The organism is Aurantibacillus circumpalustris, from assembly GCF_029625215.1.
Classification (GTDB): domain Bacteria; phylum Bacteroidota; class Bacteroidia; order B-17B0; family Aurantibacillaceae; genus Aurantibacillus; species Aurantibacillus circumpalustris.
The window spans coordinates 1,862,643-1,887,651 of sequence record NZ_CP121197.1; the positions used below are offsets into that span (position 1 = coordinate 1,862,643).

General features: G+C 36.9%; 20 protein-coding genes and 1 tRNA gene. 7 read left to right on the forward strand and 14 right to left on the reverse strand.

Annotated features, from left to right (window positions below):
* Positions 1-211: 211 nt before the first annotated feature.
* From P2086_RS07820 to P2086_RS07835, 4 genes are all read right to left on the reverse strand, one after another.
* Positions 212-282, reverse strand: a tRNA-Cys gene (locus tag P2086_RS07820).
* Between the two features lie 254 nt (positions 283-536).
* Positions 537-1,655 carry a cytochrome-c peroxidase gene (locus P2086_RS07825; protein ID WP_317899894.1) on the reverse strand — a complete coding sequence of 373 codons (1,119 nt, stop codon included), beginning with the start codon at positions 1,653-1,655 and terminating at the stop codon, positions 537-539.
* A gap of 8 nt (positions 1,656-1,663) precedes the next feature.
* Complete coding sequence (locus P2086_RS07830) at positions 1,664-2,695, reverse strand: cytochrome-c peroxidase (protein ID WP_317899895.1); 1,032 nt, start codon at positions 2,693-2,695, stop codon at positions 1,664-1,666.
* 6 nt (positions 2,696-2,701) lie between these two features.
* Entirely contained in the window at positions 2,702-3,679 is a 978-nt protein-coding gene (locus P2086_RS07835; protein ID WP_317899896.1) for an MbnP family protein, read from the reverse strand.
* A gap of 294 nt (positions 3,680-3,973) precedes the next feature.
* Between P2086_RS07835 and P2086_RS07840 the strand changes: the two genes are divergently transcribed.
* Together P2086_RS07840 and P2086_RS07845 are read left to right on the forward strand one after the other, a co-directional pair.
* Positions 3,974-4,432 (forward strand): hypothetical protein, encoded by a 459-nt coding sequence (locus P2086_RS07840; protein WP_317899897.1) that lies wholly within the window; start codon positions 3,974-3,976, stop codon positions 4,430-4,432.
* Positions 4,433-4,641: 209 nt separating this feature from the next.
* The gene (locus P2086_RS07845; protein ID WP_317899898.1) at positions 4,642-5,499 is read left to right on the forward strand and encodes a Cbp1 family collagen-binding glycoprotein adhesin; all 858 of its coding nucleotides are present in this window, start codon (positions 4,642-4,644) and stop codon (positions 5,497-5,499) included.
* Positions 5,500-5,626: 127 nt separating this feature from the next.
* On the opposite strand, the gene P2086_RS07850 is transcribed toward P2086_RS07845, so the two are convergent.
* Entirely contained in the window at positions 5,627-5,845 is a 219-nt protein-coding gene (locus P2086_RS07850; RefSeq protein WP_317899899.1) for a heavy-metal-associated domain-containing protein, read from the reverse strand.
* A 167-nt stretch (positions 5,846-6,012) separates the two neighbouring features.
* Between P2086_RS07850 and P2086_RS07855 the strand changes: the two genes are divergently transcribed.
* Positions 6,013-6,396, forward strand: coding sequence for a DoxX family protein (locus P2086_RS07855; protein WP_317899900.1), 384 nt, complete (start codon positions 6,013-6,015; stop codon positions 6,394-6,396).
* Positions 6,397-6,487: 91 nt separating this feature from the next.
* On the opposite strand, the gene P2086_RS07860 is transcribed toward P2086_RS07855, so the two are convergent.
* The 4 genes from P2086_RS07860 to P2086_RS07875 all read right to left on the reverse strand — a co-directional run bounded on the left by P2086_RS07860 (position 6,488) and on the right by P2086_RS07875 (position 7,784).
* Entirely contained in the window at positions 6,488-6,655 is a 168-nt protein-coding gene (locus P2086_RS07860; protein ID WP_317899901.1) for a hypothetical protein, read from the reverse strand.
* Positions 6,656-6,662: 7 nt separating this feature from the next.
* Positions 6,663-7,190 (reverse strand): DinB family protein, encoded by a 528-nt coding sequence (locus P2086_RS07865; protein ID WP_317899902.1) that lies wholly within the window; start codon positions 7,188-7,190, stop codon positions 6,663-6,665.
* A gap of 44 nt (positions 7,191-7,234) precedes the next feature.
* Positions 7,235-7,411: a hypothetical protein gene (locus tag P2086_RS07870; RefSeq protein WP_317899903.1), complete on the reverse strand. Its 177-nt coding sequence runs from the start codon at positions 7,409-7,411 to the stop codon at positions 7,235-7,237.
* An 85-nt stretch (positions 7,412-7,496) separates the two neighbouring features.
* On the reverse strand, positions 7,497-7,784 hold the full coding sequence (locus P2086_RS07875; protein ID WP_317899904.1) for an ArsR/SmtB family transcription factor: 288 nt from the start codon (positions 7,782-7,784) through the stop codon (positions 7,497-7,499).
* Positions 7,785-7,826: 42 nt separating this feature from the next.
* Here P2086_RS07875 and P2086_RS07880 point away from each other — a divergent pair, with 42 nt between their 5' ends.
* The 3 genes from P2086_RS07880 to P2086_RS07890 all read left to right on the forward strand — a co-directional run bounded on the left by P2086_RS07880 (position 7,827) and on the right by P2086_RS07890 (position 10,435).
* Positions 7,827-9,185 (forward strand): leucine-rich repeat-containing protein kinase family protein, encoded by a 1,359-nt coding sequence (locus P2086_RS07880; protein ID WP_317899905.1) that lies wholly within the window; start codon positions 7,827-7,829, stop codon positions 9,183-9,185.
* Between the two features lie 304 nt (positions 9,186-9,489).
* Positions 9,490-9,930: a hypothetical protein gene (locus tag P2086_RS07885; RefSeq protein ID WP_317899906.1), complete on the forward strand. Its 441-nt coding sequence runs from the start codon at positions 9,490-9,492 to the stop codon at positions 9,928-9,930.
* A gap of 43 nt (positions 9,931-9,973) precedes the next feature.
* Complete coding sequence (locus P2086_RS07890) at positions 9,974-10,435, forward strand: hypothetical protein (protein ID WP_317899907.1); 462 nt, start codon at positions 9,974-9,976, stop codon at positions 10,433-10,435.
* A gap of 37 nt (positions 10,436-10,472) precedes the next feature.
* Here the strand turns inward: P2086_RS07890 and P2086_RS07895 are convergent, their stop codons facing one another.
* The gene (locus P2086_RS07895; RefSeq protein WP_317899908.1) at positions 10,473-11,189 is read right to left on the reverse strand and encodes a Crp/Fnr family transcriptional regulator; all 717 of its coding nucleotides are present in this window, start codon (positions 11,187-11,189) and stop codon (positions 10,473-10,475) included.
* A 698-nt stretch (positions 11,190-11,887) separates the two neighbouring features.
* Positions 11,888-13,405, reverse strand: a complete 1,518-nt coding sequence (locus P2086_RS07900) for a hypothetical protein (RefSeq protein ID WP_317899909.1) — start codon at positions 13,403-13,405, stop codon at positions 11,888-11,890.
* Between the two features lie 232 nt (positions 13,406-13,637).
* Between P2086_RS07900 and P2086_RS07905 the strand changes: the two genes are divergently transcribed.
* Entirely contained in the window at positions 13,638-14,042 is a 405-nt protein-coding gene (locus P2086_RS07905; RefSeq protein ID WP_317899910.1) for a helix-turn-helix domain-containing protein, read from the forward strand.
* A 277-nt stretch (positions 14,043-14,319) separates the two neighbouring features.
* Here P2086_RS07905 and P2086_RS07910 read toward each other — a convergent pair whose 3' ends face one another.
* The 3 genes from P2086_RS07910 to P2086_RS07920 form a co-directional block, all read right to left on the reverse strand.
* Positions 14,320-17,574, reverse strand: coding sequence for a T9SS type A sorting domain-containing protein (locus tag P2086_RS07910; protein ID WP_317899911.1), 3,255 nt, complete (start codon positions 17,572-17,574; stop codon positions 14,320-14,322).
* Between the two features lie 209 nt (positions 17,575-17,783).
* Positions 17,784-20,951 (reverse strand): glycine-rich protein, encoded by a 3,168-nt coding sequence (locus tag P2086_RS07915; protein WP_317899912.1) that lies wholly within the window; start codon positions 20,949-20,951, stop codon positions 17,784-17,786.
* 427 nt (positions 20,952-21,378) lie between these two features.
* Positions 21,379-24,597: a T9SS type A sorting domain-containing protein gene (locus tag P2086_RS07920; RefSeq protein WP_317899913.1), complete on the reverse strand. Its 3,219-nt coding sequence runs from the start codon at positions 24,595-24,597 to the stop codon at positions 21,379-21,381.
* Positions 24,598-25,009: the final 412 nt, after the last annotated feature.

Here is a 25,009-nt window from a genome sequence, read left to right on the forward strand (position 1 = left end):
AATAAAATCCGCACGACTATCATAAGAACAAGCTTCTCAGACTCCCTAATAGTAACCCTATAGGATTCGAACGTAAACGACATTATACACCTTCACTAAATAGCTTAATTATCTTAAAAAGAACTGAAATTGAGCCTGAAACTCGAAATTGCCGATTTTTTGCTATAAAAAAACGCCTATTGTTCGAACAATAGGCGTTTGTCTGTTTGGGAGGTCCCGAGCGGATTCGAACCGCTGTAGCAGCTTTTGCAGAGCTGAGCCTAGCCACTCGGCCACAGGACCATTTTGATTTTTGAAGCTTTTCTGCTTTGTGCCTGAAACGCAGCCGCAGCTTTTGTAGAGCTGAGACAGCCTCCCGATAACTATCAGGACGGCCACAGGACCTTTTCGATTTTAGAATAATTTTCTAAAACAGAGTGTAAAAATACACCTTTTTTCGGAAACCAAGCGTTATTTTGGTGTAAAAACGAGCGAAAATCGGTTTTAAGTTTGGGTGTTAGAAAGGCAAATCTAAAAATACTAGAATTCTAAGCTCACTAAAACGGATTCCCATAAGCCGGATTTGTTCTAAAAGTTTCGTCAGTGAGCGTTTTTAAGAAATTTATCAAATCAGCCTTCTCTTGCGCATCTAACATTAACCCTGTTCCTCTGGTATTTTCAAGTGCTGGATCTATGTGCGAAGAAGCGACAAGTCCCGTATTATAATGATCTACCACTTCTTCAAGAGTTTTAAATCTGCCGTCGTGCATGTAAGGTGCAGTAATGGCAACGTTTCTTAAACTGGGCACTTTAAATTTACCTCTGTCGGAAGTTTTTTGGGTTACTTTTTCTCTGCCAATGTCAGTCAGAGATGCGTCACTGTCTAAACCGTTATCCATATATAAATCGTTTTCAAAAGTTATGTTGGCATGACAATGAGAACATTCCGCTCCTGACGATTCTGGAAAATATTTGTTGTATTCTCCAAAAAACAACTTGCGACCTCTTTCTTCGCTATCAGTAAGAGTAAATGTTCCTGCAAGCGATTGGTCAAATTTAGAGTTGGTAGATACAATAGAATTCATAAACTGTTCCAAAGCCAAAGAGATTTTTTCAGAAGTTATTTCCTCCGATCCAAAGGCTTTTATAAATTGATGTTCGTATACATGTTTGGTTTGTAATTTTGCAATTACTGAAGGTAAAGTCTCATGCATCTCTAATGGATCTTGAATAGGCATAAGTGATTGATCTCTTAATAAACGCGCCCTTCCGTCCCAAAAAAATCCGTTACTATTCCAAGCCATATTAAAAACTGCCATTGCTTGCCTTTTTCCTCTCGAGCCATTAACTCCAAGCGAAAACTTTGCCGAATCACTAAAGCCATTTGATTGATTATGACAAGAGGAACAGCTTATGGAGTTATCTTGGGATAGAGACTTTTCATAAAATAACATTCTACCAAGCAACACACCTTCAACCGTTAGTTTGTTGTCATTTGCAAGATTCGGTATTGGAAAGGCACCAGTAGTTATAGAAGACGGCGTTGTATCGTGGTGAACGTGTTCGTGCTCATCAGGATTAAGAACTTCAGGTTTAGGCACTTCAGGATCTTTTTTGCAACTATTAAATGCAACAAATAGAATAAGAAAGGTAACGAGTGTTAGTTTAGTCTTCATCCTTTTCTTTATTTGAATTTTTTATCCCTAATAAATTCTTCATCTGTAAGCGTTTTTAAAAAATGAATTAAATCCGCTTTTTCTTGTGCTGAAAGATCAAGTGGTTTTATTAGATTATTTTTCCTTGGGTTTGTTTTTCCTCCAGAATTATAATGTTCAATTACTTTTTCTAAATTGGAAAATGAACCATCATGCATGTAAGGAGCCGTGAGGGCAATATTTCGTAATGTTGGCACTTTAAATTTTTCTAAATCTTCTTCCTTTTGTGTGAGACGTTTCCTCCCAATGTCTTTGTATTTTTCGTAAATACCATTATTCTCAAAAGAGTAGTTAGTGAAATTAATTCCAACATGGCACTTTGTGCAAGCTAGTTTTTCGCTAAAAAATAAATTCATACCCCGTATTTCACTCTCATTTAATGCATACTTTTTACCTTGATAAAAATAGCGGTCATATCGACTGTTACTGGTAATCATACTGCGTTCAAAATTAGCCAATGCCCGCGTAATTACATAATAATCAAGTTCCCGATTGTATGCTTTTTTGCTGAGGTCGGTGTATAATTTATTTTTTTGCAGGCGTTCTGCAATTTCAAGAATATTAAAATTAAACTCGTTATGCTCTTGTACTGGAACTAAAATTTGCATTTCAAGTGTAGCAACGCCACCATCTCTTATGTAGTAGGGGTGGTAGGCAACATTGCCGAGTGTTGGGGCATTGCGGGTTCCGGGTCGGTTTTCGAAACCAGTACTTAAAGCAACCGTATCGCTAAATGCAAACTCTTGTTTGTGACAAGAGCTACAACTAATGCTTTTATCACGTGAAAGATTTACATCATGAAATAATAGTTTTCCCAATTTCCACCTGTCGGCACTGTATGTATTGTCTGCTGGGTAGGGTATCTCAGGGAAATACTCAGGAACTACAACAGTTGATTTTTCACTCCTAAACAGGCGTGTTACAACGTGGCAGGTTGTAAATAAAAGAACCAAAAAAAGTGAAGAAAGGCTGGTTTTTAAGATTCTTTTTCTAATAAACATTGTATCTTAAAGAACGATCACTTTTTGTGTTACTATAATCTCATTCTGATTTAGAAGTGAAACAAAATAAACACCTTTGTTTTTTAATTCAATTTGATTTCTTCCAAGTTCAGAAACTGATTTTTCAAGAATGATTCGCCCGCTTACATCTATAATTTTCAAATGTGTAGTCGTGTTTAGTGATTCAAAACTATTAAAATGAAAGACACCGTTTGTGTTTGGATTTGGATAAAGTACCACGTTGTTTTTTGCAACAGAATTTTCTTTAATGCCAACGGTGTTCATAGTAGTTTGCGCCGCCGCAAATACATAATCTCTGAAGTTATTACAAATAGTAACGCATTCATCTGTTTCCCCATGCAATACTAAGCCATTATTCACATTAATGTTTTTAAGAGCTTCTTCATAGTTTGCATCAAGGCTTATGATTTTTTCTCCGCCTATTAAAGTACTGCTTACTGTTACTGTTTGTGTATGATAATTAATATTTCCCAAAGCATGCAATTCGTATGGGTTATTTGTAGAAGCACCTGCACCGCCACCCATAGCTATAAAAAAGTAACCAGAGGCCCAACCCCAATGCATAGATGGATTTTTGGGTGATAGAGGATGAGTCGAAGGCCATAAAGCTGGATCTTGATTATTTTCAGGGGTGTTAACACCTATTCCAAAAGTAATTCCTTCTACGTTCGTAATCGTAGTATACGAACCGAGGTCTATTGATGTTAAGCTCGCAGCGTTAACAAGCGCATAAACACCTGTAGCATTCGTTGTTTGGGCGCCATCATGAATGATAGTGATTTTGGATATATAGTACTCCAAACGATTCGTTTTAAATGTATTGCCAAGGTTATTAGTAGCCGTAAGCGTTGTTAAAAACGGCTGAGAATTAAGTTTATGATTGATGTTTAGTTTAACTGTTTGTTGAGCAAAAACTGTAATGCCTAAACAAATACTAAGTAAGAAACTGTAAATTACTCTCATGTGTGTTGATTTTAATACCAAGGTAACAAATTAACTTAAGTATTGTTCTAAATCCTAAAGTAAAAACGGGATTTGTGGCCCAATTATTTATTATCATCATCAATTTTCAATCCCAAATCAGTTTAAACAAGCATTTAACATTCGTAATTCAATGATCGGTTTATCTTGTTATCACAATTTTAGGTAAAAGGGGTCCATATCATACAACATTATGACAATTATCATCTGTTGTGTTTTTAAAGAGCCCTAGTTTTGCGCCAAGAAATATTTTTTAACCTTATAATACAAAACAAAATGAAAAAAATCGCAGTTCTTCTAGTTTCGGCAGTAGTAATGATTTTATTTGCTCAGTGTAACAATCCTAGTGCTGAAAATATGGTTCAAAATCCAGAATCGCGTGCAAAAGTTATTTCAGCTTTGTTAAACGATGAAGAATGTAGAACACAGTTAATGGATTCTCTGCATGCTAATAAGCATAAAAGGATGGGTGGTAAAGATGGTATGATGGGAATGATGATGTCCGACACTTCCATGCACAGCATGATGATGGATAAAATGATGGAAAGATGCAAGTCAGATACATCTATGTGTAGAAAAATGATGGGTAAAACTATTGATATGTGTAATGTTGATTCGTCAACCTGCGCCATGATGATGGATATGGGCTGTTGCAAAAAAGGAATGATGAAATCAATGATGCATAAAATGCATAAAGATACTAAGAAGGATAAATGTTGTGAAGCGAAAAAATAGGTAAAATACTTTAAAAATATATTCAAATTAAAGACTGATAAACTCAGTCTTTTTTTTATGTTCTAAATTTTCAAAAGAGGCTTAATAAATCTATTGTTTAATAAATCGGTTAAATTCTGTGAAATCTGTAAGTTTTCTCAAAGCTTGTGTAACAAAATACCCTTAGCTTATCACATCCTTTGTCTTTCAAACTATTAGTATATAACATTATGAAAAAATACATTTTTACAGCAATTACTATTGCCTTAATTTTTACCGGTTGCAGTGGCCCGGGGAATGATAAAAACAACGATGGTAAAAAGGATTCTCTCCTGAATGCCTTAGAAGAAAGAGATGCTACGATGAACGACCTTATTATGTCTTTTAATGAGATCGAGATGAATTTAGATTCCGTTACTACAAAACAAAGATTGATTTCAATGAATTCTGGTAAATCCAACGAGGTGCAGTTGAATCAAAAAGAACGCATCAATTCAGAAATCAGGGCTATTAATAAACTAATGGATGCAAATACTAAAAAATTAAAAGATTTACATCGCAAGTATAATAGTTCTAATAACAAGAATACGGAATTAGAAAAAACAATAGTCATTTTAAATAAGAAGTTAACGCTTAAATACAACGAATTAACATTGTTGAACGAGCAACTGAAAGAAAAGGATAATAAAATAGAACAGTTAATGGTTGTCATTGATACGCTTTTTTATCAAAACATGGCGCAATCGCAAACTATCAGAAATCAATCGGAAGAGTTGCACACAGCTTACTATATTGTTGAAACATCGGCTCATTTGCAGCAATGGAATTTAATTGATAATCAAGGTGGATTTTTAGGAATTGGTCAAACATCAAAATTGAGTAATAACTTGGATATAAAAATGTTTACACAGATTGATTATACGCAAGTAACTGAGATTCCTATTAATAGCAAAGGAATTAAAGTTGTTACGACACATCCAACAGGTTCTTTTTCTTTAGTTAAAAACGGAAGAACAGTAGAGAAATTAATCATTAGTGATCCTGAAAAATTTTGGAGCGCTTCTAAATATCTTGTTATAACACTTTAAGTTTGATTAGATAATAAAAGGGCAGGCTGTTGTTTTATAACGGCTTGCTTTTCTATTATAAAAGGTTGACGTGTTCTACTTAGGTTTTATCCGTGTCGGCGTCGCAAAGCGATTATCTTATTCCGCTTTAACGCCCACTCATTTTTTCAATTTGAAAGCCAGCCTTTTTAACCGCTTCAATTATTTTATCTCCATCTGCTTCATTTGTTTCTACCGTAAGAGTTTTTTCTGGCGTATCAATATTTACGTCCCATTTTTCAATTGCGTTTTCGTCGTTTAAAAAAGGTGTTACTTTCGCCAGACAGCCACTGCAATTAATTGTTGTTTTAAATTTTAGAATTTCCATTGTTTTAATTTTGATGATTAATTATTTTTTTAGTTTTAATAAGATGCTGTTTGTTAGAACTAAAGAATAACCTTTATTTGTCGCAATTGCCCATGTAAATTGACTCAAGTAGTATTTGTATGTGGTCTGACAAAACGCTTACTTTGTTATAACAAAAAACTAAAAATATGACAGCAATTAAAACAACAAAAATCATTTATTGGACAAGCACCGTAATTATTTTTCTTTTTGAAGGAGTGGCGCCAGCACTTACCTCTCATACAGAAGTAGCCGTTGAGGGAATCCGGCATTTGGGTTATCCTGATTATTTTAGGGTATTACTTACCGTATTTAAAGTGCTAGGAGCTCTTGCGCTTATTCTTCCAATGGTAAAAGGGCGCGTTAAAGAATGGGCTTATGCTGGTTTCGGAGTTGTCATGATCTCAGCCTGTGTCAGTCATACTGCTGTTGACGGGTTTGGCGGACAGTCTATATTTCCGCTAATTATCTTTGTTATCTTAATTACATCTTACTTGCAGTACCATAAATTAATTGACAAGCATACTGATTAATGAAGTATTCATTTTAAAACCTTTATACTAAAAAAAGCTCGTAATTTTTACGAGCTTTTTTTAGTATAAGATAAATTTATTCTAAGGAGTTTTAACTAGAACAAAATTCACAATTATCATCGTTTGTAGGATTAGCCAATTCAGCTAATTTCTTTTGTGCTTCAGCTTCAATTCGTTCTATAGTCCAGTCCGGATTCGCAATTTTAATTAATGATTTAATAAAATTACTATTGGGAGTAGTAGTTTGTGTAGTATTCATAATTATTTTAGTTATGGTGAATAGCTTCTTTTGCAACTAAAAAATTTAACTGACCCAGATGATAGCTTTGGTGATTCGTTCTTCCAAGCAAAACATTTAATTTGTTGCGATGCGGTTCTTTTGAAAATTCCTCAACAGAAACAGTAGTATGTCTATCCATCCAATCAGCAGTAGTCATCTTGTTGAAAAAATCACTTAGCGTTACATTTAGTTTTTCCCATTTTGATTTTAACTCATTCATGGTAACTTCTATTTCAAAAGTATTATCTGGTTTACTTACAAAGTCTTCCAATTCCGGAAATAGTCTTTCACCAAGTCCGAACAGGGGAATCATCCCATCATTCACTGCAATTAAGTGTCCTAGAAGGTAAACAGATCTGTTCTTGCCTGGCGCTATTGATTTCAAATATTCTTCGTTAGGATATTTGTTAAAGAAATCGCTAAATGCTTTATTTCTTGAAGCCCAAATAGCAACAATCTGTTTTATAATTTGATCGCTGTGATTTCCTTCTGCAGCGTTTGTTTGCTTGTTCATGGTTAAGAGTAATTAGTGTTTATTAAAAATTTATGAGAGCGAGTTTATAGCCAATACACGTCACCAAAAACAGACCAGGGAGCTTGTTTGGAAGTGTTTTTAATAGTGATGTTTGATTCCTCTTGCCTTGGTTCTGGTTTAACTGCCATTTTCGGAGCCTGCATTCCGGCATTACAGAAATAGGGTAAACTTTTGCAGATTTTGTTTTTTAAGTTTTCCATAGTTTTTCTTTAATCAGTTTTTACTTCACAAAGAAAAGAAATTAATCGATATATTGAAGAATATCGATATATTAATTGGATTTTTTTAACTTTCGTACTGAGCCAGAAATTTAATGTAGGCGCCCAAAATTTCTTTATTTATTTGATAGCTTGCATTACGGCCATCTTTTTCAGCAATTAAAAGATCTGCATCCACTAATTGTTTAATGTGATGGGATATAGTTGATTGCGCAAGGTCCAATGTTTCAACAATGGCGGTGCACTGACAACCCTTTTTTTGCTTCTTAATCATGTCCATCATTTTTAAGCGAAATGGATCTCCTAAAGCTTTCGAAATTCTTTCAATCTTCTTTAAATCTAACTTCCCGGTCATAATACAAATTTATCGAATTATTTCGATGTATAAATGTTATTAATGTTGAAACTTGATAAAACTATTTCTGAATTCTTTGTAAATTCACCCTTTTTAGGAGTCATGCATACTTTGCAACAGTTAATTTCCGGTGATTTAAAAGGTAGTAAACATTTAAAGCTGAACTGCGGTTTAAAAGAATTTCCTAGCGAAATATTTTCTCTGTCAGAGACACTTGAAGTTTTGGACCTTTCTGGAAATCAATTGAGAGAATTACCTAAAGATTTTGGTCGTTTAAATAAATTGAAAATTGTTTTTTTTTCAGATAACCTATTTACGGAATTGCCCTCTGTTTTATCAGATTGTAAACAACTCAGTATGATTGGCTTTAAATCTAATCGGATAAATATTGTTCCCGAAAACGCTTTACCTATTACAACGCGTTGGTTAATTTTAACGAACAATCAAATAGTAGAACTTCCAGCTTCCCTTGGTAACTGCTTACCTTTGCAGAAGGTAGCCCTAGCAGGTAATAAGTTAACGAACCTGCCAAAAGAAATGGCTAATTGTAAGAACCTTGAACTATTAAGAATTTCAGCAAATCAATTTAACGAGCTCCCTAATTGGTTATTCGAATTACCGAAACTTTCTTGGTTGGCTTTTTCTGGTAATCCTATTGGTTACATCCCAAAAATTGAAAATAAACTAAGTGAGATTGACTGGATGGAATTTGAACTGGAAGAGTTGTTAGGCGAAGGGGCTTCGGGCCATATTTATAAGGCTATATGGAGAACTGGTTCTTTAAAAAAAGAAGTTGCAATTAAACTATATAAAGGTGAAGTAACGAGCGATGGTTTTCCCGAGGATGAAATGCTTGTATCAATTGCGGCTGGGATTCATCCGAATCTTGGAAAATTATTAGGGGAAATAAAAAATCATCCAAATAAAAAGAAAGGTTTAATTATGGATTTAATTCCAGCCTCTTTTTCCAATCTTGGAATGCCTCCTGATTTTGAAACATGCAGCCGCGATACTTTTAAGGTGGAGACAGTTTTTACAGCAACACAAATTTTAGAAGTCGCAAGAGCTATTGCAGCCGCAGCGAATCACTTGCATGATCGCGGTATATCACACGGTGATTTATATGCTCACAACATTTTAATGAATGAAAGCGTTGAATGTTTTATAAGTGACTTTGGAGCTGCTTCTTTTTACAAGAATGAAAGTAAGAGCGCTGAACTTATTGAAAAAATAGAAGTACGTGCTTTTGGTTGTTTGGTAGATGATCTTTTACTGCGACTCTCTTCAACTGAAAACGATAAAATTACTGTAAGTACCTTGAAAGACCTTCGATTCAAGGCAATGCAAGAACAAGTAAATAAGCGCCCGTTTTTTAAAGACATAATAAAAATGTTCGAGTGAAAAAACCTTTTCACACACCTACCAATTAAGAATAGGAATTTCAATTTCCTGACAGCATAATATATTCCTTCTTTTTAGAGTGCTTTCAAATTTTTGGAGATTATTTTCAGTTCAAAAATATTGAACTGTGAGCTACTGTATTGCAAATATGCGGCTCTCTAGTTCTGAAAGGATGGATTTGCAAAAACATCAAAAATCTTACATGTGAAATTTGAAGGTGAGGATGGTAAAAATTACGCTAGACATCTGAACTAATTTTGAACCAGAATAAAACGCAATTATTAATTTTTTAAACCTTAAAAGCATGAAAATCATTAGCATTTTAATTGGCATCATCGGATTTCAGTATATGTCCTTTAGCCAAAACATTGTTACTATAGATAATAATTCTCTAGTCACTAATTGTTCTGTAAATTATTCTGAGGACTTAGCATCTCTGGTGTACGGGGGATCGTCTAAAATAACCTGTCGTGAGATAACAATCTCAAGTATACCTCCACAAACACAATCGGTTGCCGTTGTAGACATCGATTTTGGAGCAACAGGTACCTTTACCTTTATTAAAGATGAGTCATTACAACTATACAACGACAAAGATGTATACATTGAAGACATGCTAACAGGAAAATTATTTGACCTTAAGGCTAGTTCCAATTATAGCTTTAATGTAAATAGAAAAGTACCAGAAAGATTTATACTACATATTGATAAAATGCTCTACAGGTACTCTGTATCTTCTAACTAAACCGAATAGTATTAAATTATTAATTCACTCTAAAACTATAATCATGAAAATCATATTCACACTTGTAAGTATAATCGGGTTTCAATACTTAGCATTAAGTCAAGCAGAAACCGCAAATAATATAAGCGCTAGAACCAAAAAGCAAACGCAATCTAGCACGTTCTTTATTTTGTCTGATGAGTACAAGAATGCTAAGATTAACCTAGTACAAACAAATCAAAATAAGGTAATTGTGATTACGAACATCTCGCAGTCAACCCTTCCACTTAACTCAGTATCTATTGACTTTGATGCGACTGGCCTTTTCATCTTTAAAAAGCTTGAATCGTTACAAATACCTGAAAACCATGAAGTATTTATCGAAGATAAATTAACCGGAAAGGTATTTAATTTAACCAATGCTCAAACCTACAAATTTCATGTAGAGCAGCGCGTAACAAACAGATTTGTTATGCATGTCCTTAGCAAACCCAACAGCGACGGGGTTGTTACGGTAAATAATTAAAAGCAATAAACTCTATTTGTAAAGTAAAGTACTCAACCTAAACTCTTGTTAGTGAATATAAGGCTTCAAAATCTGTAATGTAAATACTCTTACCGTCGGTGCGAATAAAATTTTGATCCTTAAAATCTCTCAGAGTTCTTACAAGATTTTCTAATGAGGTACCAGTACAACTAGCAAGGTCACTACGATTCACTTTTATTTCGGCCTGTTCGTTTGATTGTTCGGGTAATTTATATTTATCGTTTAAAACAAGTAAAAAATAAGCGAGTCTTTCTTTAATACTTCTTTGAGCAAAAATATTTATTCTGTTTACCAACACAGTAAACTCATGACTCACACTCTGAAGAAAAATAGTTGAAAGTTGATTCGAATTTCTTAGAACGTTTTGAAAATGATCTTTTTCTATAAAGAGTAATTCAGAATCTTCAAGAGCAACGGCTGTCACAGGATGTTTTCCGTCACACAAAATAGGCCTGTGTCCAAACAGATCTCCTGATGAATAAATAAAAAATATCTGAACAGCACCATTAACATTTAGTTGAGACACTTTAACTTTCCCGCTCTTAATAACGTAAACGCCTTTTGGAATTTCACCTTCGGCATAAAGGATCGATTTCTTTTTTAAACGGATTAAAGCTGCATTATTTAACAGTTCTGATTTTTCTTGCACAGGAATATTATCTACAGACATTCCTGAATAAAAATGAAAATAATTTAAATTGTCTTCGATTTTACTTTTAATAATTGGAGTCATAATGTGTATGTTATTTATTATGCGCAAATAACGCATAGGTTAAAAAATAGAAAATTAACGAGTTAAAAACGAAATTAAGTAAACTTGGTTTTTAAGAGACTTTAAGAAAACCTTGAAGAGAAAAGGGTGGTGTATATTACTACTTAATTTCTATGAATTCAAAGAGGGTGGTCCTCTTTGGCCATCGAAATAGTAACTTCTTAAGATGTAATTATTTTTTGATAAGGATAAAGAAAACTCGACGCATTTATAAAAACTCCTGGTAATTTTCGCCTCAGTATGAGGTTCAGTAACATTGATACCTTTTAATTTTTTGGGTTTCTTCTGTTCGGTAATTTTTTTAGAAACGTAAGAAGAATGTAAGAATTTAACATGCTTTTTCGTTTTATCTACCTTTATTTCTTTATTTACAGTGAAAATAGGATAAAAGGCTCGGGCTAATGAGACATTTGTCCCAAAAAAACTTAGGAAAATGACTAGCACTATGTATCTAAAACCCTTCATTACTGACTATTAATGTCATAGTAAATATAACGAAAATAGATGATGAAAATCAAATAAATATGCAAATAATATTCAAACGAGGCCGTTTTATTTTGGGAGATACGGCCTTAAATTACTTATTATCAGATAGTTATTTATATTTGTAAGTTTTTTAATACTCTTGGAATTAAAAATTAATTTGTTAAAAAAAAGGCTTATTTACTTGGTATTTGTGTAGAATTAATATTAAAATACCCGTTTAAAGTAAAATCGAAACGACTTTTGTCCCCATGATTAAGGTGTTGTATGTTAAACGAAGGAACATGCTTACCATCTTCTGTGGTGGGGAATATATTAACAGTATATGTTCCGCTAACAAGACTTTTTGTGTTTAAAAGAACCGAATTTTTATTAACGAACTCTTTCAAGACTTCCTTTTCATTTTGGTCGAGTATAACTACTAAAATCTTTTTTTCCTGCAACCAGCTCAATTCTGAATTAAGAAAGGCTTGGTTTGGAAGGTCAGTATAGTTCAATTTTATTTTCATTTCATGAACTTTTCCAGGTGGAAGGTAAAGTTTAAAAGAAATTTTCCGAGTACCATATATCTCTTTACCGTTATTTGGCGCATCATTTGGACAATGAACCTCTATTCCGGCTTTTGCGTCATAACAGTTCCTCTCTTCGCCTGTAATATTGCCTGTTTCGTTAAATGAAAATTTAAACTGATTGTTTTTTAAATTGTAAATCGGACTAGAAGTTGTTGTTAGGAAATACTGTACGGTGCAAAACTCACCAAAATTGTAATTGCTAGTCAAACGCTCAGCGCTACGAGTTGAATAAATCTTTTTGTTAGAACAATCGGAGCTTGGGCACGGTTCTGGCCAGCTAGCTTTTTCTTTTTGAAGGCTTATGTGCTTAAAAAATGTTGTGTAAGAAAAAGTAAAATCATAAATCTGAACAGGTAAATTCAAAAAATCCTTAGAGGGTAAAACCACAACCGGTACAATCAATTTTACTTTAGGTTGAGTGGGATCGTACATAACAAAGTTAAAGACTTTAAAGGTGGAGTCTAGTTTTAGTTTTTGTGTATCCACACTAAATTTAATTGTACTGCCGCCTCCGCCTTTTAGTCCTACAGGTTTTTTGGTTAAAACATTTAGATACCCTTGATTAGGCGTTTCACTCGTTATTAAATCAAAGCTTGTTTTAGATGTGTTATATACGCTGAACGAAAACGTATTTTTTTTCTCGTCTTTTAAATAAATAATTAGTGGGCAAGGATTTTGTTTAAGATCGGGGTTAAAACTGTAGTGTTTATCAGATGAAAAGACAAAGTAAAAAGGAGAAAAATACACCTCAATAGCGGCTAGTTTTGTTTTGTTACTGGCATTTATTGATAAGGCAGGATGTCCGATTAAAAAGTTAAAAATTTCAGGATAAATCTGCTCGGGATGTTGTGAAATTTCATAAAGAAACTTCCTTCTCGCTTCAAAATAATCTGTGAGAGGTTCAATACGCCTAAGCTCATCACTAGTAGCTGACCCTTTTATCGGGACTTCGGGGTAAAATTTTTCGGGACCCAACTTAGAATATTTATGTTTTGCCTGGTTATAGAAATACTTTTGAGCTGCATAAAAATCATCGGAAAATTTTATTGGCCCATTAAAACCAAGCGCTTTTATTGTTAAAAAGAATATAAAATAAGCCAGATAGTGTTTTTTTTCTGCCAAGACCATAAGTTTAGATATGCAATAATACAAATTAAGCCTAAAACTTAACCAGTTTGGTGAACTTTTAATACCGTTTACTAATTTGAAACGGCATTTCAATCATTCTTAAGCTATTATCGCAATTTTGGTATAATATTTGACCCAACTAAACGTATAAATAAAGTGTACTGGTTACAAAGACAAGGTTAAATTTCAAATTAAAAACAATTAAAAATATAAACTCCTAGAACCCATGGAAAACTCAATTGGACAACGCATAAAAGAGCTTAGAACTCATTACAATCTTAGTGTAAAGGAATTTGCAGGTAAATGTGGTTTATCACACGTCGCAATTTTTCATTTAGAAAATGGAAGAACGCTTAAACCACACCGAAGTTCTCTTCAAAGAATGGCTACAATTTTTGGCACAACGGCCGACTGGCTTCTATTTGCAAAGAACGAAATGCTACCTAATGGGAACAAAGAAATATACTCAGATGAAGTCGAAGAAAATAGCTTTTGGAAAGAAGAAGCTTATTTGGAAATAAAAAGTAAAAATTTAATGCTTGAAAAGGAAGTTGAAAGACTGTGGCAAATGTTAAGTCATTTCACTACAGGATCAAAGCCGAATTTTGAGAGGATGCTTGACGCTAGCTAATCTATTAGTAGGCTATTTAATGTGATTAGATTAGATGTTGCGTTTTGTGATATAGGGTCTCGTTTTGTTGATTTATCACTATAAATTGAGAATGGACTAGTGGCATATTTTTTAGCTACAGTGTTGCAGATTCCAAATATAAATAGCTTAAAAGATCTGTTCTTTATAAAGTGCCAAAACAATTGAATTAAATTACTTTCATGCTCGATGAATGTAAGAAATTAAAAAGGTGCGGATTCATTTAGAATCAGCACCTTTTTAATTTAGATTAAGCGACTTATTTCGTCACCACAATTTTTTGATAAATCTGAAGCCCATCTATTTGTCCACTAACAAAATAAATTCCTTTTGCAAGATCACTGATGTTCACTTCATAATTATTGTTAGCCGACAAATTAATAACTCTGATTAATTGGCCGAGTTCATTTACTAAACTCAATTTTAAATCGGCGCTCGTTTGAATAGTAAACTTACCATCGTTAGGATTTGGATAAATGCTTACTCCACTGTTCAAATTACTTAATTCATTTAATCCAGAGCAGTTTGATATTTTCACTTGAACCGTTGCGGTACTACTACAACCGTTATCATCTGTTCCTGTTACTGTATAATTCGCAGTGGTACCAGTTGGAGATACTGTAATGGTTGGCCCTGTCATGGTATTATCCCAAGCATAACTTGAGCCTCCGGCTGCCGTAATTTCAACAGATTCTTTTACACAAATAAGCGTTCTTGCAGGAACAGCAGTAATGGTAGGATTGTAATAAATACCCAAAGCAATGGTTTGTGTTGCAGGACAAATTAAACCAACAGAATTGCTATTGGCAGTAAGAGTGAATACAGATGCTACAGTAAGCGGTATTTGTAAAATTTGATTGGTAATTGGAGTCCCACTACCTGTATGCCAGTTGTATGTACCCAAAACGCCATTACCTCCATTTAGATTAATTAGTCCGCCAGAACAAGTGTTTGTGCTACCACTAATAGTAAGTGTTGGAATAAATACGCTTACTGCAACTGTTTGAGTGTTTTTACAACCTGTACTGGAATTTGTTCCTTCCACGGTATATATAATAGCACTTGAAGTAAGTGCAATTGGATTTACAACAGCTGCCTGAGTTAAAACATTGTTGGCATTTGCATCCCAACTGTATGTGCTAGCTCCAAGAGCTGTTAAAGTGGCGCCACCACCAGAACAGATCAAGGCTTTATTTGATGTTACCGTTAAGTTAGGTTTTGCATAAACTAAAACAACCTGACTAGCACCGGAAGTACAACCAAAAGAATTATCACCTGTTACATTATAAGCGGTAGCCGTTGTTGGTGTATCAGCAATACTAGCTCCGTTAAAAATACCACCACCGGTAGCAGTCCAAGTGTAATTAATTCCACCACTTGCATTAAGGTTAACGGTTTGACCTTCACACAATGAAGGTGTGCTCGCTGTAGCCGTAATTGTTGGATTTGGATTTGCATTTAAAAACACAGTGGTTGTACTAATACAAGTTCCATCAGAAGCAGCCACTGAATAAACTGAAGGCGCAATAGGACTAACAATAGGACTAGAACCGGTAAAGGTATAAGTTGGAGGTCCTGGAGACGTCCACGTATAAGTTAGAGCACCACCAATGGCAAGCGTTGCAGGTGTTAGTGCACAAACTACGGTAGGAGTTACAATCGCAAAAACAGTTGGTAAAGGATTCGTTTGCAGTGAAAGTACTTGTGTATTAACACATGAAGAATTTGCTTTAGTAATGGTATATGTTGTAGTTCCCAAAACCGGAGTCACAATAAAATTGGCTGTGTTTACCGTTTGTGTGGCACTCGACCAGGTGTAAGAAAGAGCTCCTGTTGCAGAAAGGGTAGAAGAACCCCCAATACAAACTAAACCGGGATTTGCGGTAGGTACATTAACCGGCGTTGGATAAACCGTAACCGGCATAGTAGCAAAAGCTGTACAACTTAAAGCACTTGTTCCAATAACGGTATAAGTTGCCGTTAACGGAGGTGTGAAACCCACACCGTTAGTGATACCGCCAGCACCGCCAGACCAAACATAATTGGTTGCGTTACCAGTTGCTGTAAGCGTTACACTACCACCTGCACATAAAGTAGAAGTGCTTGTTGCAGGATTAACCGTTGGAAAAGGATGAACTGAAACTGAAGTCACAGCCGTTGTTGTACCACAGCCATTCACGCCACTCACAGTATAACTAACTGCTGAAGTGGGAGAAAACACAACACCGTTGGTAACAGGAATTGATCCACCAGCCCAATTGTGAACCAAAGCACCATTTGCTGTAAGCATAACTGTTTGTGTTGGACAAATTCCTCCACTTGCACTTGCGGTGTTAGCAACCGTTAACACGGGAAGAGATCCGTTTACTGTGATAGTGATAGCAGAAAAGGCTGTACAGTTAGAAGAACTTGTTGCGCCTAAAGTATAAGTAGTTGTAGTTGTTGGAGAAACCACAACAGAAGAACTGCTTGCGCCTGTGCTCCACGAATAATTACTTACAGCGTTGGTCGTTAAGGTAGCTGAATTACCATTACAAATCGCGTTAATACTACTACTGGTTAAACTTGATAGGGAAATATTACATAACTCGGTTATTATTACTTTTCCATTTCCAGTATTTACACCAGATGCATTTACCTGATTGATACCACTATTGATGGAGCCACCACCGCCGGCTACTGTATTGGAGGATCCACCTCCGCCAGAAAAACCACCGCCAGCACCACCATTATTGATGCAATAACCACCATGGCTACCGCCACCGCCAAACCCACCATTAGCCGTAAAATTACAAGTAGTATTGTTTGTAAGAGGACCACCTCTTCCGCCATTTACAAAAGCTTGACCTGGACTTGAATAGAGAGTGCTAGCACTACAGGGGTCTCCATCGGTTAAAAAACCGCCACCACCTGCGCCACGGATGCCACCCAAGCCACCATTTCCATTTATCCCGCCGGCTACAGCGCCAGTTCCACCTGCGGTAGTAGTTAAGCCAGGAGCGGATAAATAAGTTCCAGCCCCACTTCCACCTCCGGCAACTAATATTGCAGACGTTGTTGTTGTGTACGGTGTTCTCACAACAAACGATCCACCACCACCACCACCTGGTCCTGTTCCACCATCATCACCCTGTTGACCAACTAATATCCGAAGAACTTCACCGGCAATTAAATTAAAATTTCCTGCCATGGAAGCTCCGTTAGAACCGCCGATTGAGCTACTAATACCACCTTGTGCACCTCTTGCTTCTATTCTGTATATTCCTGTAAACGGCACTGTCCAAGTTTGCATTCCACTAATCGTGGTAGTAACTAGTCCGTTTAGATTAGTACTCAAATACGCTGTGTTAACCTGTGTCTGGGTTGGTCCGACACTACCAGTGGCCCCACAATTCGTAAAAGTGTAGCTCTGTTGGGCGAATCCTAAATAAGAAAAACTTACCAACAAAATAGTCAGTAATGCGAATTTTCTTAAAAAAGTTGCTTTATGTTTTTGTGAGTAGATTTGTTTCATGTTTCCTTTTGTTAGATTAATAATACACAAACTAAAATAAACAAATTCTAGGGAACAAAACGTTAAAATATTTTCAAAGCTATATTTTCATCGTAATAATATTAAAGATGACTTGTGTTTTGATAAATTAAGCCTTTTTTGTAATAAACAGAAAGCCTCGACCAGTTTCCTAGTCGAGGCCTTATATTTTTAATAATATTTTATAATCTTTACTTCGTCACCACAATTTTCTGGTAAATCTGAAGCCCATCTATTTGTCCACTAACAAAATAAATCCCTTTTGCTAAATCAGTAATGTTTACTGCGTGCTTATTAGCCGCAGATAGTTCAATCATTCTGATGAATTGACCTAATTCATTCACTAAATTTAGTTTTAAATCAACCTTACTTTGAATAGTGAACTTACCATCATTCGGATTTGGATAAATGCTTACTCCACTGTTCAAATTACTTAATTCATTTAATCCAGAGCAGTTTGATATTTTTACTTGAACAGTTGCGGTACTGCTACAACCGTTATCATCTGTTCCTGTTACTGTATAATTTGCAGTAGTGCCAGTTGGAGATACCGTAATGGTTGGTCCTGTCATGGTATTGTTCCAGGCGTAACTGGTAGCTCCGGCCGCTGTAATTCCAACAGATTCTTTTGTGCAAATAAGTGTTCTTGCAGGAACGGCAGTAATGGTAGGATTGTAATAAATACCCAAAGCAATGGTTTGTGTTGCAGGGCAAATTAAACCAATAGAATTGCTATTGGCAGTAAGAGTGAATACGGATGCTACAGTAAGCGGCATTTGCAGAATTTGATTGGTAATTGGAGTACCGCTACCTGTATGCCAGTTGTATGTACCCAAAACGCCGTTACCCGCGGTTAGATTAATTAGTCCGCCAGAACAAGTGTTTGTGCTACCATTAATTGTAAGTGTAGGAACAAAAACGTTTACCAATACTGTTTGGGTGTTTTTACAACCTGTATTAGAGTTTGTTCCTTCAACGGTATACATAACAGCACTCGAGGTAAGTGCAATTGGATTTACAACAGCTGCCTGAGTTAAAACATTGTTGGCATTTGCATCCCAACTGTATGTGCTAGCTCCAAGAGCCGTTAAAGTGGCAGCACCGCCAGAACAGATCAAGGCTTTATTTGATGTTACCGTTAAGCTAGGTTTTGGATATACTAAAACAACCTGACTAGCACCAGAAGTACAACCAAAAGAATTATCACCTGTTACATTATAAGCAGTAGCCGTTGTTGGTGTATCAGCAATACTAGCTCCGTTAAAAATACCACCACCGGTAGCTGTCCAAGTGTAATTAATTCCACCACTTGCATTAAGATTAACGGTCTGACCTTCACACAATGAAGGTGTGCTCGCTGTAGCCGTAATTGTTGGATTTGGATTTGCATTTAAAAACACCGTGGTTGTACTAATACAAGTTCCATCAGAAGCAGACACTGAATAAATAGAAGGAACAACAGGACTAACAATAGGACTAGAACCTGTAAAAGTATAAGTTGGAGGTCCGGGAGCAGTCCACGTATAAGTTAGCGCACCACCAATTGCAAGTGTTGCAGGTGTTAGTGCACAAACCACAGTAGGAGTTACAATTGCAAAAACAGTCGGTAAAGGATTCGTTTGCAGTGAAAGTACTTGAGTGTTAACACACGAAGAATTTGCTTTTGTAATTGTATACGTTGTAGTTCCCAAAACTGGAGTGACAATAAAATTGGCTGTATTTACAGTTTGTGTAGTACTTGACCAAGTGTAAGAAAGAGCACCCGTTGCAGAAAGGGTAGAAGAACCCCCAATACAAATTAAACCGGGATTTGCGGTAGGTACATTAATCGGTGTTGGATAAACCGTAACCGGCATAGTAGCAAAAGCTGTACAACTTAAAGCACTTGTTCCAATAACAGTATAAGTTGCCGTTAACGGGGGGGTGAACCCCACACCGTTAGTGATACCGCCAGTACCGCCAGACCATGCATAATTGGTTGCATTACCCGTTGCAGTTAAAGTGACACTGCCACCCGCACATAATGTAGAAGTACTGGTAACAGGATTAACTGTTGGAAAAGGATGAACAGAAACTGAAGTCACAGCCGTTGTTGTTCCACAAGCATTCACGCCACTTACGGTGTAACTTACTGCTGAAGTGGGAGAAAATACCACGCCATTTGTTACAGGAATTAACCCGCCAGTCCAAGTGTAACCACTAGCACCACTCGCAGTAAGTATTACCGTTTTCGTAGGACAAATACCACCGCTTGCACTAGCTGTGTTGGCAACTGTAAGTACTGGAATACCAGGGTCCACGGTTACATTCATAATAGCTGTAGAGATACACCCTAAAGAATTTGTTCCCCGAACTGTGTAAGAAGTATTTGATGTTGGACTCACTGTAATACTAGTTGCATTTGAACCACCAGGTGTCCACGTATAACTCAAAACATTTGACGCTGTTAATGTCGGCGTTGAACCAGTGCAAATAGATAAACTGGTTGCACTTGCAATAACACCGGCTCCGTTGAAATTATAAGTAAATGTAATAAGACCGTTTCCATTCCTTACGCCACTTATTGTAGTTGTATTGGTTAACCCGCCAAGATAGGAAGATCCGCCGCCGCCGCCGCCGCCATTACAACCACTTCCACCACCACCACCATAATATCCACCACCACCACCACCAGAACAACCTGCTACTCCTGAGTTGCCGCCGATTCCTAAAGCTCCTGCCGTACCTACCGCACTACCAGCTTGCGTATCTGTACCAGCAACACCTCCAGTAGTCTGTGTGCCTCCTAATCCTGATTTAGTTGATACTACACCGCCATATTGCATACCATTTCCTCCTGTTAAGCCACCGCCGTCTCCGCCCGTAGCTACCACATAAGAACTTCCACCGCCACCACCACCGCCAACAATAACTCGGTTAGTAAGGGCATTACCACCATTTCGGATATCTGAAGCACCTCCGCCTCCGCCTCCGCCATATAAAGTTGAGTAAGAACCTCCTAATCCGCCACCATTAAAACCACCTGTTCCACCCACACCAGTACCTCCATTTACACCCATGCCGCCTACATTAAGATACAAAACAGAGCCCTGAGTAACAGTTATTATCCCAGCAGCGTATCCTCCTTTCCCTCCTAAACCAGCTGGTACACTTCCACCAAAATAGCCATAACCTCCTTCTGCTCCCCATACTTCTACCGAAATAGTTGATACGCATGAAGGAACAGTGAATATTTGGGTACCTCCTGTATAACTAAAAGTCTGAGTGATTTGTCCCTTAATTAAACTGAAATTTAGCAGTGCAAAGCATACTGCATAAAATGATTTTAGTTTTAGAATTGAAATGTAATTGTGTTTCATGATTTTAGAATGCTTTTAAGTTATAAAGTTAGTTAATTACCTTAAAATAGTTTCCTGTTTACAAAATTTTTTTTATTTAGATTATTTACCTGTTTTTTTAGTAAAAGTTTAATTTATCTGCATTAAGTTTTTACGTTTTCCTATGATAAAAAATATTCGCTCTCAAATAATATTAAAACGGGATTAAACCCTAAACAGTTCAAAAAAAGAACTGCCTGCGATTAAGTGTTTGTAGGAATTTCAAGCCGTTCTTTCATTAGGAAATCCTTTCAAACACTATATCGGGATTACTCACATTAAGCCCGATAGTTCGTCTTTTTCAAAGACTTCTACTGTCTAAATGTGGTTGAATATATATAACCGAGTACTTTTAAAATAAAAGCCGTAACAAATTTTTGTTACGGCTTTATAAAAGTTTCAATAAACCTTATTTCGTCACCACAATCTTCTGATAAATCTGAAGCCCATCTATTTGTCCACTAACAAAATAAATTCCTTTTGCAAGATCACTGATGTTTACTTCATGATTATTGATTGCAGACAGATTTATCACTCTAATGAGTTGACCGAGTTCATTCACTAAATTTAGTTTTAAATCAACCTTACTTTGAATAGTGAACTTACCATCATTCGGATTTGGATAAATGCTTACTCCACTGTTCAAATTACTTAATTCATTTAATCCAGAGCAGTTTGATATTTTTACTTGAACAGTTGCGGTACTGCTACAACCGTTATCATCTGTTCCTGTTACTGTATAATTTGCAGTAGTGCCAGTTGGAGATACCGTAATGGTTGGTCCTGTCATGGTATTGTTCCAGGCGTAACTGGTAGCTCCGGCCGCTGTAATTCCAACAGATTCTTTTGTGCAAATAAGTGTTCTTGCAGGAACGGCAGTAATGGTAGGATTGTAATAAATACCCAAAGCAATGGTTTGTGTTGCAGGGCAAATTAAACCAATAGAATTGCTATTGGCAGTAAGAGTGAATACGGATGCTACAGTAAGCGGCATTTGCAGAATTTGATTGGTAATTGGAGTACCGCTACCTGTATGCCAGTTGTATGTACCCAAAACTCCGTTACCCGCGGTTAGATTAATTAGTCCGCCAGAACAAGTGTTTGTGCTACCATTAATTGTAAGTGTAGGAACAAAAACGTTTACCAATACTGTTTGGGTGTTTTTACAACCTGTATTAGAGTTTGTTCCTTCAACGGTATACATAACAGCACTCGAGGTAAGTGCAATTGGATTTACAACAGCTGCCTGAGTTAAAACATTGTTGGCATTTGCATCCCAACTGTATGTGCTAGCTCCAAGAGCCGTTAAAGTGGCAGCACCGCCAGAACAGATCAAGGCTTTATTTGATGTTACCGTTAAGCTAGGTTTTGGATATACTAAAACAACCTGACTAGCACCAGAAGTACAACCAAAAGAATTATCACCTGTTACATTATAAGCAGTAGCCGTTGTTGGTGTATCAGCAATACTAGCTCCGTTAAAAATACCACCACCGGTAGCTGTCCAAGTGTAATTAATTCCACCACTTGCATTAAGATTAACGGTCTGACCTTCACACAATGAAGGTGTGCTCGCTGTAGCCGTAATTGTTGGATTTGGATTTGCATTTAAAAACACCGTGGTTGTACTAATACAAGTTCCATCAGAAGCAGACACTGAATAAATAGAAGGAACAACAGGACTAACAATAGGACTAGAACCTGTAAAAGTATAAGTTGGAGGTCCGGGAGCAGTCCACGTATAAGTTAGCGCACCACCAATTGCAAGTGTTGCAGGTGTTAGTGCACAAACCACAGTAGGAGTTACAATTGCAAAAACAGTCGGTAAAGGATTCGTTTGCAGTGAAAGTACTTGAGTGTTAACACACGAAGAATTTGCTTTTGTAATTGTATACGTTGTAGTTCCCAAAACTGGAGTGACAATAAAATTGGCTGTATTTACAGTTTGTGTAGTACTTGACCAAGTGTAAGAAAGAGCACCCGTTGCAGAAAGGGTAGAAGAACCCCCAATACAAATTAAACCGGGATTTGCGGTAGGTACATTAATCGGTGTTGGATAAACCGTAACCGGCATAGTAGCAAAAGCTGTACAACTTAAAGCACTTGTTCCAATAACAGTATAAGTTGCCGTTAACGGGGGGGTGAACCCCACACCGTTAGTGATACCGCCAGTACCGCCAGACCATGCATAATTGGTTGCATTACCCGTTGCAGTTAAAGTGACACTGCCACCCGCACATAATGTAGAAGTACTGGTAACAGGGTTAACTGTTGGAAAAGGATGAACAGAAACAGAAGTCACAGCCGTTGTTGTTCCACAACCATTTACACCGCTCACAGTGTAACTCACTGCTGAAGTGGGTGAAAACACCACGCCGTTTGTTACAGGAATTGCTCCACCGGACCAAGAATAAGTCAATGCACCACTTGCAGTAAGTATTACCGTTTTCGTAGGACAAATACCACCGCTTGCACTAGCTGTGTTGGCAACTGATAAAACAGGAATGGATCCGTTTACTGTTATTGTAATTACTGCAGAGCTTGTACAATTAGAAGGACTTGTTGCAGTTAAACTATAAACAGTATTAGACAGGGGAGAAACAACAATTGAAGACGTACTTGCGCCAGTGCTCCACGAATAATTACTTACCGCGTTGGTTGTTAGAGTCGCCGAATTACCGCTACAAATTGCATTGATACTACTGCTGGTTAAACTTGAAAGTGAAATATTGCATAATTCTTTAATAATTACCATCCCGTTTCCTGTCACATTGGGTCTGGTCACAAAACCGGGTTGACCATACATGATAGTTGTAGCACTTGTTACTCCACCAATGTAGCCGGAGCCGCCGCCACCGCTGCCACCTTGAGTTGCGCCACCACCACCACCATACCAGCCGCCACCGCCGCCGCCGGCAGGATAGGCGTTACCTGATATACTTCCTCCATTTCCACCAAGACCAAAACTACCGGCAACTCCTATACTGGTGGTGGCATATATGCCACCTGCACCGCCTGCGCTTTGCGTTCCTCCTTTACCGTTGTGGGTAGTTTGAGAAGTTCCTAGTACACCATCTTGGCCAGATGTGCCACCGCCATTACCACCAATCCCAACATAAGGTGTACTAGCAGCGCCGCCGCCGCCGCCGCCGCCGCCAGCAACAATTACCCTATTTGAATAAACAGTATTTTGAGTAGTTCTGACATCTGTGCCACCACCACCACCACCTTTGTAATAACTATTGGAAGAGCCGCTAAAACCACCGCCGCCGCCATTCCAACCACCAGCTGCTGTAACCAATGCAGCACCTGTAGTATTTGTCGATTGACCTTTTCCTCCAACATATATGTATAAGGTTGTGGTTGAAGCTACTGTATAAATTCCATTGCTATAACCACCTTTACCTCCGGTTCCGATTGTAGCAGCAGTAAGTCCGCCATCTCCACCATCTGCTCCCCAGCACTCTATAGAATAAGAACCTGCCTGAAGGGTAAAGTTTTGTACACTTCCAGTGTAATTTAAAGTGTACGTTGTTTGCGAGTAAGCCGTACCCGAAAATAGCGTCAATGTAAGCGCAAACAATCCGTGTTTTGTGCTTGATACTAACTTATGTATTTTTCTTTTCATGTTATTGTGTGTTTAAAATTTGATCCGATAGCTATCGGATGAATTATTGTCTTACAATTTATACTGTTTTACTACCTAAGTCTGCGTTTGAATGCGATAGCTATCGGGCGCCTAGCACAATATAGCAGTTCCGCTCCCCCTGACAAAGTAAATATTTAAAACATTCCTTGAAAAAAACTGTCATTACACTGCTTGCCGCAGCACCAAATTCTCTTGGTGATTTGTTGGAAGTGCCTTAGTAACTGTAATGGATTCTAAATAAGGAGGTGCTGAAAATGGTTGAACGCTCTCTGTCTAGACAGATGTTTGTGTTGTTTGTGAATAGATTAATGCATTTTGACCCCCGCTGGTGATAAGGCATGATTCAATAGCAGAGAACCCCCTTAGTTCCTGAAAATAATTTTGTTTCATA